The 12,516-nt window shown below is 52.1% G+C and carries 10 protein-coding genes; 3 read left to right on the top strand and 7 right to left on the bottom strand.

The window, feature by feature from the left end; genetic code table 11:
- Positions 1-216: 216 nt before the first annotated feature.
- Positions 217-1,422: a nicotinate phosphoribosyltransferase gene (pncB, locus tag EVX52_RS09860; RefSeq protein ID WP_129991189.1), complete on the bottom strand. Its 1,206-nt coding sequence runs from the start codon at positions 1,420-1,422 to the stop codon at positions 217-219.
- A gap of 696 nt (positions 1,423-2,118) precedes the next feature.
- On the opposite strand from pncB, the gene pepN reads away from it, so the two are divergent.
- Positions 2,119-4,734, top strand: coding sequence for an aminopeptidase N (gene pepN, locus EVX52_RS09855; protein WP_129991188.1), 2,616 nt, complete (start codon positions 2,119-2,121; stop codon positions 4,732-4,734).
- Positions 4,735-4,833: 99 nt separating this feature from the next.
- On the opposite strand, the gene ssuB is transcribed toward pepN, so the two are convergent.
- Genes ssuB through ssuE form a run of 5 tightly spaced genes read right to left on the bottom strand, consistent with a single transcriptional unit; the run spans position 4,834 to position 9,204 of the window.
- Positions 4,834-5,616 carry an aliphatic sulfonates ABC transporter ATP-binding protein gene (gene ssuB, locus EVX52_RS09850; protein ID WP_129952509.1) on the bottom strand — a complete coding sequence of 261 codons (783 nt, stop codon included), beginning with the start codon at positions 5,614-5,616 and terminating at the stop codon, positions 4,834-4,836.
- Positions 5,613-6,404, bottom strand: coding sequence for an aliphatic sulfonate ABC transporter permease SsuC (gene ssuC / locus EVX52_RS09845; protein WP_129952510.1), 792 nt, complete (start codon positions 6,402-6,404; stop codon positions 5,613-5,615). Before ssuC ends, ssuB begins: the two co-directional genes overlap by 4 nt.
- 11 nt (positions 6,405-6,415) lie before the next feature.
- The gene (gene ssuD / locus EVX52_RS09840; RefSeq protein ID WP_129991187.1) at positions 6,416-7,570 is read right to left on the bottom strand and encodes an FMNH2-dependent alkanesulfonate monooxygenase; all 1,155 of its coding nucleotides are present in this window, start codon (positions 7,568-7,570) and stop codon (positions 6,416-6,418) included.
- Positions 7,571-7,629: 59 nt separating this feature from the next.
- On the bottom strand, positions 7,630-8,604 hold the full coding sequence (locus EVX52_RS09835; protein WP_129952512.1) for a sulfonate ABC transporter substrate-binding protein: 975 nt from the start codon (positions 8,602-8,604) through the stop codon (positions 7,630-7,632).
- Between the two features lie 18 nt (positions 8,605-8,622).
- Positions 8,623-9,204 carry an NADPH-dependent FMN reductase gene (gene ssuE / locus EVX52_RS09830; protein ID WP_129952513.1) on the bottom strand — a complete coding sequence of 194 codons (582 nt, stop codon included), beginning with the start codon at positions 9,202-9,204 and terminating at the stop codon, positions 8,623-8,625.
- Between the two features lie 315 nt (positions 9,205-9,519).
- Here ssuE and pyrD point away from each other — a divergent pair, with 315 nt between their 5' ends.
- On the top strand, positions 9,520-10,530 hold the full coding sequence (gene pyrD / locus EVX52_RS09825) for a quinone-dependent dihydroorotate dehydrogenase (protein ID WP_129952514.1): 1,011 nt from the start codon (positions 9,520-9,522) through the stop codon (positions 10,528-10,530).
- Between the two features lie 184 nt (positions 10,531-10,714).
- The gene (locus tag EVX52_RS09820) at positions 10,715-11,260 is read left to right on the top strand and encodes a cell division protein ZapC (RefSeq protein WP_129952515.1); all 546 of its coding nucleotides are present in this window, start codon (positions 10,715-10,717) and stop codon (positions 11,258-11,260) included.
- Between the two features lie 139 nt (positions 11,261-11,399).
- Here EVX52_RS09820 and EVX52_RS09815 read toward each other — a convergent pair whose 3' ends face one another.
- Complete coding sequence (locus tag EVX52_RS09815) at positions 11,400-12,503, bottom strand: YcbX family protein (protein WP_129991186.1); 1,104 nt, start codon at positions 12,501-12,503, stop codon at positions 11,400-11,402.
- Positions 12,504-12,516: the final 13 nt, after the last annotated feature.

The raw sequence follows: 12,516 nt of genomic DNA, 5'->3' as shown, positions 1-12,516 counted from the left end.
GGACACCCTGTAAATAGGGATTTTGCTATGTTACTTAGGCTTTCTCAGGACACAAGCAGAAATCGTCGTCAGCGGCCAAGAATTGTGGCGCAAATGCAGGGAACGGGGGCAAATATTGAGAGGGTGAATAAAAGCCGAGCAGAATTAGATCGCAACTATATAAAGGAAAGAAATCCGAATAAAGCGCCGGATGCATTTCCGGCACTTTAGGGAGAGTCAGGAAGCTTTTTTCACCAGCGGCAGATCGAAAGCTTTACGCAGGGCCTGAACAAAAGCTTTATCCTGACACATTGTTTTGCCCGGGCTGTCCGAAAGTTTCGCGACAGGTTTGCCATTGCACTGCACCAGCTTAATGACAATATTCAGCGGCTTCACGTCCGGAATATTACATGTCAGGCGCGTACCAATTCCGAATATCAGATTCACCCGTTGATGGAAATGGCGATACAGATGTAACGCTTTGTCCAGATCAAGATTGTCGGAGAACACCAGCGTTTTGGTCATCGGGTCGATATCCAGAGACTGATAATGCGCTATCGCTTTTTCGCCCCATTCAAACGGATCCCCGGAATCATGGCGCAGCCCCTGGTAGGCATGAGCGAATTTGCTGCCGAAATCACGCAGGAAAGCATCCATCGTTATGCAGTCGGTGAGGGCAACTCCCAGTTGATCCGGATATTCATCCAGCCAGGCCTGCAACGCCGCACGCTGGCTGTTAGCCAGCACCGGGCTGATTTGCTGATGCGCCTGGAACCATTCATGGGCTTGTGTGCCGACCGGTGTCAGCTGCAATTTATGTGCTAAATCGTAGTTACTGGTGCCGACCAGATAAGGGAATTCATTTTTCAGCGTGCTGACGATGGCTTCCTGAACGTCACCGGAAAAACGTCGACGCGTGCCAAAATCCATCAGACGGAACGCGCGGAGATCAATATCGGCAGCCTGTTGTTTAAAACTGGCGAGGTTTTTACGCAACTGATCCACCGCCATTTGCGCCGTTACGTGTGGTGAGCGCTGGCGATGGACGACCTCACTGATGACCGCGAGCAGCGGCACTTCCCACATGATCACTTCACGCCACGGGCCCTCGATGCGCACATGTAAATGTCCGTTGCGATCGGAAACCATGACATGTTCAGGATTGTAGCGGAAGATTTTCAGCCAGTTCAGGTAATCCTGCGTGAAGAAAGGCAGCCCTGAAAGGTAGGTGAACTCGTCGTCCGTCAGCGCCAGCTGACTCATCATCTGAATTTGCTGGCGGATCTCGCTGGCGTATTCGCCCAGCAGTTCATCACCACGACAACGGAACTCGGCCACGACGCTGATATTGTGGTAGCGATGGTAGACTGCTTGCTGCATATGAAGCTTGTAGGCATCGGTATCTAACAGCGAAGTCAAAATCGGGGAGGCGTATGAAGTCATAGCGCGTTTACAGCATCCTCGTCAGAAACTGAGTGTTTGAACACAAACAACCGTTCCGTAAAAAAAACGTTCGGGATAAAACAGCAAAGTCTGTGAAGTATACCGTATTATCCCGTCAAAGAACCCTCATCACATCATAATTGTCAGGGACTGGTCGAGGCTTAAATGTGCTTAACCATAGGTAATATGGGCAATCTGGTGATTCCCCGGCTTAAAAAAAGCACAAATTGATTACAGAAATTTAATCAACCTGACATTAAGAAAGAAAAAACCGGGGCGATTAAACCCCGTTTTTCTTATGAGTTTTTTGCTACGTTTGTTCACGATAGTAAACGGCCGGAGGTTTTCCGGATAGGTATCGCGGGTTTTAGACCAGAAAATACCGGGGATCAGCATGACGATCGGCATGCTGAATATAATGAAGCTATACGAAAAATGTGCATGACAGTTGTGTCTCTGCGGGATGTGCCAAAACCACAGTTTTAGAGAAATTTCTGTGTTTTGGTTGAAAGGTGCGCATACGCACTCACAAACTGGCAACAATCTGGGATTTCCCGATGCCTGTGTTAGAGTTTAAAGATAAAAAAGTATGAAGGTCGTCCGGTGCGCTGTGCAGCCATTTGCTGGCTGACAGAACCTGCTTCATCAACTTATATCGTCATCACTCTTAACAACAGAAACGTCAAAAGGTTTTTTATGACTCAACTGCCACAAGCCAAATTCCGCCACGATTATCGTGCACCGGACTATACCATCACGGACATTGACCTTAATTTCGAGCTTGATGCACAGAAGACCCTTGTGACCGCCATCAGTCAGATTAAACGACAGGGCGCAGAAGGGGCTCCGCTGGTGCTCAACGGCGAAGATCTGACGCTTGTCAGCCTGAAAATTAACGGTCAGGACTGGCCGAAATATCAGCTCAAAGAAGGCGCGCTGGAAATCACCGGCCTGCCGGAAGCCTTTGAACTGGCGATTGTTAACGAAATTCATCCGGCGAAAAACACCGCACTCGAAGGATTATATCTTTCCGGCGAAGCACTTTGTACGCAATGTGAAGCCGAAGGTTTCCGCCACATTACTTATTATCTGGATCGCCCGGATGTTCTCGCGCGTTTTACCACCCGCATTGTGGCGGATAAAGCCCGTTATCCGTATCTGTTGTCCAACGGCAACCGTATTGAACAGGGGGAGCTGGAAGGCGGTAAACACTGGATCAAATGGCAGGATCCGTTCCCGAAACCTTGTTACCTGTTCGCGCTGGTAGCCGGTGATTTTGATGTTTTGCGCGATTCCTTCAAAACCCGCTCCGGCCGCGATGTGGCACTGGAACTGTTTGTCGATCGCGGTAATCTGGATCGTGCGGACTGGGCCATGGAATCCCTCAAGCAATCCATGAAATGGGACGAAACCCGTTTCAATCTCGAATACGATCTCGACATCTTTATGATTGTCGCCGTTGATTTCTTCAACATGGGCGCGATGGAAAACAAAGGACTGAACGTCTTTAACTCCAAATACGTGCTGGCGAAAGCGGAAACCGCGACCGACAAAGATTACCTCGGTATCGAAGCAGTGATCGGCCACGAATATTTCCATAACTGGACCGGCAACCGCGTCACCTGCCGCGACTGGTTCCAGCTGAGCCTGAAAGAAGGCCTGACCGTATTCCGTGATCAGGAATTCAGTTCCGACCTGGGATCGCGCTCGGTTAACCGTATTGACAACGTCCGCGTAATGCGTGGCGCACAATTCTCCGAAGATGCCAGCCCGATGGCTCACCCGATTCGTCCGGAAAAAGTTATCGAAATGAACAACTTCTACACCCTGACGGTGTATGAGAAAGGTTCAGAAGTTATCCGTATGCTTCACACCCTGCTGGGCGAAGAGAAATTCCAGGCCGGGATGCAGCTGTATTTTGAGCGTCATGATGGCAGCGCGGCAACCTGTGACGATTTTGTGCAGGCGATGGAAGATGCCTCAAACGTTGATCTTTCTCTGTTCCGCCGCTGGTACAGCCAGTCCGGTACACCCGTACTGACCGTGCGTGACGATTATGACGTGGAAAAACAGCAGTACACCCTGACAGTCAGCCAGAAAACCCCGGCAACGCCTGATCAGAGTGAAAAACTGCCTCTGCATATTCCGCTGGATATTGAATTGTATGACCCGCAGGGCAATGTCATTGCGCTCAAGCAAAACGGTCAGACGGTCAGTAACGTGCTGAATGTCACTGAAGCGGAGCAAACGTTCATCTTTGACGACGTGGCATACCCGCCGGTGCCTTCTTTACTGCGTGAATTCTCTGCGCCGGTGAAGCTTGATTACAAATGGGGCGATCATCAGCTGACTTTCCTGATGAAATATGCGCGTAACGATTTTGCGCGATGGGACGCTGCACAAAGCCTGCTGGCAACCTACATCAAATTGAACGTGGCGCGTCACCAGCAGAAGCAGCCATTGTCTCTGCCGCTGCATGTCGCGGATGCGTTCCGTGCGGTATTGCTGGATGAGAATATCGATCCGGCGCTGGCGGCGCAGATCCTGACCCTGCCGTCTGAAAATGAAATCGCTGAACTGTTCGACATTATCGATCCGCAAGCGATCAGCGCCGTTCACGATGCCATCACCCGTTGTCTGGCCACCGAAATGGCGGATGAATTCCTGGCGGTTTACAACGCTAACCGTCTGCCTGCGTACCGCGTGGTGCATGAAGATATCGGTAAGCGTTCGCTGCGCAATACCTGTCTGCATTATCTGGCCTTTGCCGATGTGGCACTGGCTGACCAACTGATTAAAACTCAGTTTGAGCAGGCTGATAACATGACAGATTCGCTGGCGGCGATGTCTGCGGCAGTTTCCGCACAGTTGCCTTGCCGTGAATCACTGATGGCGGCTTACGATGAGCGCTGGCATCACGACGGTCTGGTCATGGATAAATGGTTTATCCAGCAGGCGACCAGCCCGGCAGCCGATGTACTGGAGAAAGTCCGTTCACTGCTTAACCACCGTTCATTCAGCATGGGCAATCCGAACCGGGTTCGTTCATTAATCGGTGCGTTTGCCTCGGCGAATCCTCGTGCATTTCACGCCACAGACGGCAGTGGCTATCAGTTCCTGACTGAAATGCTCACCGATCTTAATACCCGTAACCCGCAGGTGGCGGCGCGTATGATTGAGCCGTTGATCCGTCTGAAGCGTTACGATCAGCACCGTCAGGCGCTGATGCGTCAGGCACTTGAACAACTGAAAGGGCTGGAAAATCTGTCCGGTGATTTATTCGAAAAAATCACCAAAGCGCTAGAGGCGTAATTGCCTGTTATGGCAAGCCTGTCAGAATAAACAGCAGCAAAGCAAAAGGGCGATGGAAACATCGCCCTTTTTTCGTTTTAGATCCACTGAAAGCTGAAATCAGTTCTGCGCGCGTTTCGCTTCCTGAGCCATATTTTGCGCAGTCTGTGGCGTCAGTACGCGTTCCAGCACTTCGGCCTCCAGTTCTGCCAGTCGTGCAGAACCTTTACGGCGCGGACGCGGTAAATCAACCGTTAAATCCATGCCAATCTGCCCCTGATCGATAAGGATCACGCGGTCAGCAACGGTCACGGCTTCGCTGACATCGTGCGTCACCAGCAGCACGGTGAAATCATGTTGCTGCCATAAGCGTTCAATCAGGCTTTGCATTTCGATGCGCGTTAGCGCATCCAGTGCACCCAGCGGTTCATCCAGCAATAACAGCCGGGGACGATGGATAAGTGCACGTGCCAGTGCCACACGTTGTTTCTGTCCGCCGGATAATGCTGACGGCCAGTCGTTGGCGCGATCTGCCAGCCCGACTTCTTCCAGCGCAGCCTGTGCGGCTTCACGCCACGGGCCTTTCAGGCCTAATCCTACGTTATCAATCACCTTCTTCCAGGGCAGCAGGCGGTCATCCTGAAACATCAGACGCGTATCTTCTCGCACCTGACTCAGCGGTGCGCTGGCACTGAGCAGTTCGCCTTGCGTGGTTTTCTCCAGTCCGGCCAGCAACCGCAACAGGGTGCTTTTGCCACAGCCGCTGCGCCCGACGACGGCGACAAACTGGCCGGGTGGTATGCGCAGATTGATATCGTTCAGCACGGCGCGGTTGCCGTATTTTTTTGTGATGCCGGACAGTGTCACCGGCGTGCCTTGCGGGATACGAGCGGGGGCATTCATGCGGCATCTCCTTGTTTCTTCTGATAAGCAGGGTGCCAGCGCAGCCAGACACTTTCCAGCAGGCGGGCAAGGACATCGGCCAGTTTGCCAAGAATGGCGTAAAGCACGATGGCGACAACCACGACGTCAGTTTGTAAAAACTCGCGGGCATTCATCGCCAGATAACCAATCCCGGAGTTCGCGGAAATGGTTTCAGCCACAATCAGCGTCAGCCACATAAACCCCAGCGCAAATCGTACGCCAACCATAATTGACGGTAACGCGCCCGGTAATACCACCTGAATAAACAATGGGAAACCGGAAAGCCCGTAGCTGCGCGACATCTCAAGCAGACCACGGTCAATATTGCGGATGCCGTGGTAGGTATTGAGATAAATCGGGAACAGCGTCCCCAGCGCCACCAGGAAAATCTTCGCGGACTCGTCAATGCCGAACCACAGGATCACCAACGGGATCAGCGCCAGATGTGGAATGTTTCGCAGCATTTGCAAAGAGCTGTCGAGCAGGCGCTCACCCCAGCGGGAAAGCCCGGTAATAAAGCCGAGCAGCAACCCGAGGCTGCCACCGATGGCGAAACCAGTCAGTGCGCGAAAGGTACTGATTTTCAGGTTCTGCCAAAGGTCACCGCTTTTGGCCAGCGTCCAGAAAGCTTCCACCACTGCGCTCGGTGCGGGCAGAATGCGGTTGGATAACCAGCCTGCTTCGACAGCCAGCTGCCAGCCACCGATCAAAACCACCGGCACCACCCACGGCGCTGCACGGTTCAGCCAGCGTTGTGTCGTTGTCATTTCTGCTCTCCTCAGTGCTGGCTGGCAGTGCGCTTGGTCGCAAAGTCATGAGCAACCAGTTCGCCACGCGGCAAGATGGCTTTCTTCACGGTACTGTCGTCTTCAGGTTTTGCCAGATCCAGATGCGGGAAAAGCAATTCACTGACGCGATACGCTTCTTCCAGATGCGGATAACCGGAGAAAATAAAGGTATCGATACCCAGATCTGCATATTCCTGCATACGTGCTGCGACTGTCGGCCCATCACCTACCAGCGCCGTTCCTGCTCCGGTACGGACCAGACCGATGCCGGCCCAGAGATTCGGGCTGATTTCCAGTTTGTTGCGGTCGCCGCCGTGCAATGCTGCCATCCGGTGCTGGCCGACGGAATCGGTTTTAGCGAAAGCTGCCTGGGCGCGTTGAATAGTTTCGTCATCCACGTTGGCGATCAGTTTGTCGGCAGCACGCCAGGCTTCTTCGGTAGTTTCACGTACAATTACGTGCAGTCGAATGCCGAAACGCACGGTGCGGCCTTTTGCAGCCGCTTTGGTGCGGACCTGCTCAATTTTTTCTTTCACCAGCGCCGGAGGCTCGCCCCAGGTCAGATACAGTTCAACCTGCTCGGCAGCCAGATCCTGCGCTTCGTCAGAAGAGCCGCCGAAATACAGTGGCGGACGAGGGTATTGGACCGGTGGATGCATCAGACTCGCGCCCTTTACCTGAATGTGTTTACCTTCGTAATCGACGGTTTCGCCTTCCAGAACACGACGCCAGATACGGGTAAATTCCGCTGACGCTTCATAACGTTCCTTATGGTTGAGGTGTAAACCTTCTGCGGCCAGTTCAGCCGGATCACCACCCGTCACCAGATTAAACAGGGCACGCCCCCCTGAAAGCCGGTCGAGCGTCGCGGCCTGACGGGCTGCCAGGGTAGGGGAAATAATGCCCGGGCGCAGTGCGACCAGAAATTTCAGCCGCTGCGTGACGGAGATCAGCGAGGCGGCTACCAGCCATGAATCTTCGCATGAACGGCCGGTCGGTAGCAGCACACCGCCGAAACCTAAGCGATCAGCCGCTTGCGCGATCTGTTGAAGATAACCGTGGTCGACGACGCGGGCTCCTTCTTCAGTGCCTAAATAGCGGCCATCGCCATGGGTAGGTAAAAACCAGAATACGTTCAGACTCATCTTTATGTTCCTCTCAAAGTTTGCGATTCGTTACCGCTCAGCGGCGGCTAAATAGCTATTCAGTTAGCTTGTACGGCCGGTTTCCAGATGCGATCTTTAATCTCAACCGGCTTAGGTAAAATGTGGTTCTGATAGAACAAATCGGCGGTTTGTTGCTGGCGTTTCTCTGTTTCGTTGCTGACCGGCGTGATAGGCATATCCGGCAGATGATCCAAATAGGACGCCACTACCTTTTCCGGCAGTCCCATTGACAGGGAAAGCAGTTTGATACTTTGCTCACGGTCGGTTTTGGTCAGCGCATTCGCCTGCGTCAACACCTCCAGAACCTGGCTGATAAACTGAGGATTGGCTTCGGTATATTTTTTCGGTGCCAGATAGAAGGAGCCGGTCTGATGCAGTGTCGAGCCGTCGGTCAGAACACGGACATCACCCTCAACAAGGGCAGCCGAATAGTACGGATCCCAGATGGCCCAGGCATCCACGTCATGTTGCTGGAAGGCGGCGCGCGCATCAGCAGGCGTCAGATACACCGGCTGGATATCGCTGAATTTCAGGCCTGCCTGTTGCAGGGCGCGCAGCAAAAGGTTGTGAGAGCTGGAACCTTTCTGGAAAGCGACTTTATGGCCTTTAAGATCTGCCACGGTTTTGATCGGGCTGTTGCTGTCGACCAGAATGACTTCCGCTTTCGGTTTCGGCGGTTCAGAGCCGATATACAGCAAATCCGCGCCCGCGGCCTGCGCGAACAACGGCGGCAAATCACCGGTACCGCCCAGATCAATACTCCCGACGTTCAGGGCTTCAAGGATTTGGGGGCCGGCAGGAAATTCTACCCAGCTGATTTTGGTGTCCGGGAAACGTTTTTCCAGCAACTGATGAGATTTCGCCAGCACCAGTCCGACAGATCCTTTCTGGTAGGCAATACGCAATTGCGCCGGATCCTTTTCCTGAGCCGTGGCGGTACCGCTGAGCAAAAGGCTGGCCAGCAGGCTGATCACAACAGGGAAGCGGCGTAATAAAGAGACAGAAGCAGGCATGATTAAGTCCTTTTTAACTCAGACACGCAGGGCTTGCGCAGAAAGTGATGCAACAGAGGGTTGCTGCGGACGCCGGCGGCTCAGCGCCAGATAGAAATTTTCCAGAGATTCAATCAGACGCTCTTCCAGTGCGGGGGCCAGCGTGGCGGGGAATGTCTGATAGTCAGTAATCAGGCTGTCATCGGCGAAAACGCCCTGCAAAACTTCCTGTGCTTTCAGAGAGGCAAGAACCGGTTTCAATGCGTAATCGACGGCCAGCATATGGCCGATGGATCCGGCGGTGGCCAGCGGCAGCACTACCTTATGATCAAGTGCGCGTTCAGGCAGTAAATCGAGCAGAGTTTTCAGTGCTCCGGAAAAAGAAGCTTTATATACCGGTGTGGCGACGATCAGGCCATCTGCTTGTGCCAGTTCCGCATTCAACTGCTTCAGCTGCGGGCTGCCAAAATTAGCGAACAGCAGATCGTCAGCTGAGAAATCCTGAATATTATAGGTGAAGACTTCAACACCACGACTCGCCAGCCACTGGTGGCTGAGCGCCAGCAGCGAAGAGGAGCGGGAGGGTTGTCGCGGGCTACCTGCCAGGGTGACTACACGCATTTGCTTATTCCTTATAACAATCTGTTATAGAACTATCATTTTTATTAACGAAGTGAGGTAAACCTAGCAGGCAGAGGCGGCGGAGCGGAAATCTCAATTTTGGCTATAGAAAGTTTTAAATCAGATAAAGTGCGTGTTAAGTGCGCTGCGCAGCGATGGCGGGAAAGAGAAGAAAAGTGAAGTAAAGGTAACTAAAAAGTAATCGTTTGCTTAACGGAGCAATTATTTAGCCAATATGCCGGTTATCATTTCCAATTGTCCGGCGCTTAGTCAATAATACCGCCCCGTCTAGCCACCGGGAATCCAGGAGTCTCCATGTATTATCCTCTTGTCAGGAAAGCACTGTTTCAGCTCGATCCAGAGCGAGCCCACGAGTTAACCTTTCGTCAGCTGAGCCGTATTTCCGGCACCCCCTTTGAATTTTTAATCCGCCAGTCAGTGCCGGCCAGGCCCGTGACCTGCATGGGATTATCCTTTAAGAACCCTCTGGGGCTGGCTGCTGGCCTGGATAAAGACGGCGAATGTATTGACGCGCTCGGGGCAATGGGCTTTGGATTTATTGAAGTCGGTACCGTGACTCCGCGTGCGCAGGCCGGAAATGATAAGCCACGTTTATTCCGTATTGTTGAAGCTGAAGGCCTGATTAATCGCATGGGTTTCAATAATCATGGCGTGGATAATCTGGTGAATAACGTCAAAAAATCACACTTTGGCGGCGTCCTGGGGATTAATATTGGCAAGAATAAAGATACACCGGTCGAGCAGGGTAAAGAGGATTATCTGACCTGTATGGAAAAGGTATATCCGTACGCAGGTTATATTGCGGTGAATATTTCATCACCTAACACCCCCGGATTACGCTCACTGCAATACGGTGAAGCGCTGGATGATTTGCTGGCAGCGATTAAGAATAAACAGCTTGAGCTACAGCAACGCCACCAAAAATATGTGCCTGTTGCCGTAAAGATCGCGCCGGATCTTTCTGAGGAAGAACTGATCCAAATAGCTGACAGTTTAGTCCGTCATAATATGGATGGCGTCATTGCGACGAATACCACACTCGATCGTAAACTCATTCAGGGGCTGAATCATTGCGACCAGGTCGGTGGCCTGAGCGGGCGCCCGGTACAACTTCGCAGTACAGAAATCATCCGCATGCTCTCTAATGAATTACAAGGACGCCTGCCTGTTATTGGTGTTGGCGGTATTGATTCATTAACTGCGGCGCGTGAAAAAATGGCGGCAGGCGCTTCCTTAATTCAAATCTATTCCGGCTTTATCTTTAAAGGCCCGGGCCTGATCAAAGATATTGTTACCCATCTCTAATATTTTTTATCCTGAAGACGAGTCAGGGGTTTATTTATTAACCCGGCTCGTCTATATTTTGTCCACTGACCGTAATTCAGGCTCAGGATTTGTCTGATATCGTTTCAGTACTGAAAAATCTATTCTTACAGATTAGGCGGTAATGAACCCAGACAGAAGGCACGAGGGCAAACAGGATGACGAAATGAAGATTAAACCCGATGATAATTGGCGTTGGTATTTTGATACGCAACATGACCGGCTTATGCTGGATCTCGCCAATGGTATGATTTTCCGTTCCCGTTTCCCCGCTAAAATGCTAACCCCTGATGCCTTTGGAAATATGTCATTTTGTGTCGATGATGCGGCGCTCTATTTTGATTTTGAAGAACAGTGCAAACATATTCGTCTCGCGGCTGAACAACGTGCTGAATTAGTGTTGAATGCTTTAGTCGCTTACCGTTTTTTAAAACCGCTGATGCCAAAGAGCTGGCATTTTAGTCAGCAGATGCGTCCTTTCCAGCCCGCTAACGGTCAGCTTGCTCAGGTGCAGGTGATGGAAAGCGGTGAACAGGCCACGTTGCTGGTAGTGGAATCGGGTGATAATGCCAGTCTGTGCCTGCTGGCGCAGGAGCGACTGACGGTGGCAGGGCGTGGCATGGTGCTGGGTGACGCAATCAAAGTGATGCATGACCGGTTAATGCCAGCGGCATTCCGGGTCGACAGTGATGTCTACGATCAGGCAGTATAAATTACCCTTCATATTTCAAGTTGCAGATGCGTTGGCTGCGCACAGTCACCCGAATCACTTACCTGTGTAAGCTCATCGGGATTCCTTCTCTTGCCGTTTTCCTGTCACCCGACCTGTTTTGGGTAATTGCGGAATATTTTTAGCCGAGCACGATATCCGAGGCCGGAATACAGCTGCACGACAATATCGTTCCGTCTTTTCCCACCGCACTCTCTTTCAGCGGCGAGACTTTCCCTGCTTTCAACGTCATTCTGCATGCGCCACAAATTCCGGCACGACAGGAATAGGGGATACGTAATCCTTGTAATTCCAGCTGTTCGAGCAAAATCTGCTGATTATTGCCGGTAAACTGCGTTCCCTGATAATCAATACTGATGTTCTGCGCGGTGGTTTTTGGTGCTTGCACATTTTCAATAACGTCGCCTGCGCTATACGGACGTAGCGGCTTGGTTGCCAGCACCTGAACACTGTCGCCTGTGCGTATCACGCCACCGTTGCGGGCGATCATGTTTTGACCAAAATCCACATCGCCGTCGCTGGCTGTACGGTAGCCCTGCAGGGTTCTCAGGGGTTCGCCACGCGGATGTTTGCGACCTTTTTCGATGCTGACAGTGGTCAGGATACAACGGCTGCATGGTTTCACCAGATCAAAAACAACGTCCCCGATGCGTATCGTCTGCCAGGTGTCTTCGGCATAGGCTGGCGCGTCGCTGACCACGATGTTTGGGCGGAACTGTTCAATCCTGACCCCGCCCGGGCAGCGGTGCTGTAAATCCTGCATCGAGGCTTCATTGATGAGCAAATACGGGAATCCGTCAGCGAACGACAGCGGCACTTCCGGATGTTTTTTCACCCGGCGTGTGGGGTCTTCGCCAACCCAGCGCAACTGTACGTCATGATTTAAATAACCCGTTAACCAGCGATTTACAGGTTCCGGCGCGATGAGTGAGGTAAACTGATTGCCCCAGACTTCTGTCGGCGAACTAACGCCTGCGAAATCTCGAAATTTGACGGTGATACTTTCGCCTTCCGGGGCTGAAATCATCAGACCATCGGGTAATAAAACCGGCGTGAACAGGACCAGATTCGGATACTGGCGGGCTGTAATGAACATGCCTTGCGGATCGGTAATCATGAACTGGCGATCAAACGCCAGACCGGTTGCCGTAACCAGCGAGTGTGAAACCTGCAGGCCACGCATTGATTTGACCGGATGAACAAATAAACGTGAAAGAATGGGCACTGAAGACTGCCTC

It is taken from the genome of Rahnella sp. CFA14(1/10), from assembly GCF_004195095.1.
GTDB lineage: Bacteria > Pseudomonadota > Gammaproteobacteria > Enterobacterales > Enterobacteriaceae > Rahnella > Rahnella perminowiae.
The sequence above is the reverse complement of the archived record's forward strand: the minus strand, read 5'-3'. Positions and strand labels throughout refer to the sequence as shown.

What these genes read in the sequence shown, in the direction of transcription:
- pncB (WP_129991189.1), bottom strand. Translation starts at nt 1,422, where the DNA reads ATGACTTCATACGCCTCCCCGATTTTGACTTCGCTGTTAGATACCGAT.
- pepN (WP_129991188.1), top strand. Translation starts at nt 2,119, where the DNA reads ATGACTCAACTGCCACAAGCCAAATTCCGCCACGATTATCGTGCACCG.
- ssuB (WP_129952509.1), bottom strand. Translation starts at nt 5,616, where the DNA reads ATGAATGCCCCCGCTCGTATCCCGCAAGGCACGCCGGTGACACTGTCC.
- ssuC (WP_129952510.1), bottom strand. Translation starts at nt 6,404, where the DNA reads ATGACAACGACACAACGCTGGCTGAACCGTGCAGCGCCGTGGGTGGTG.
- ssuD (WP_129991187.1), bottom strand. Translation starts at nt 7,570, where the DNA reads ATGAGTCTGAACGTATTCTGGTTTTTACCTACCCATGGCGATGGCCGC.
- EVX52_RS09835 (WP_129952512.1), bottom strand. Translation starts at nt 8,604, where the DNA reads ATGCCTGCTTCTGTCTCTTTATTACGCCGCTTCCCTGTTGTGATCAGC.
- ssuE (WP_129952513.1), bottom strand. Translation starts at nt 9,204, where the DNA reads ATGCGTGTAGTCACCCTGGCAGGTAGCCCGCGACAACCCTCCCGCTCC.
- pyrD (WP_129952514.1), top strand. Translation starts at nt 9,520, where the DNA reads ATGTATTATCCTCTTGTCAGGAAAGCACTGTTTCAGCTCGATCCAGAG.
- EVX52_RS09820 (WP_129952515.1), top strand. Translation starts at nt 10,715, where the DNA reads ATGAAGATTAAACCCGATGATAATTGGCGTTGGTATTTTGATACGCAA.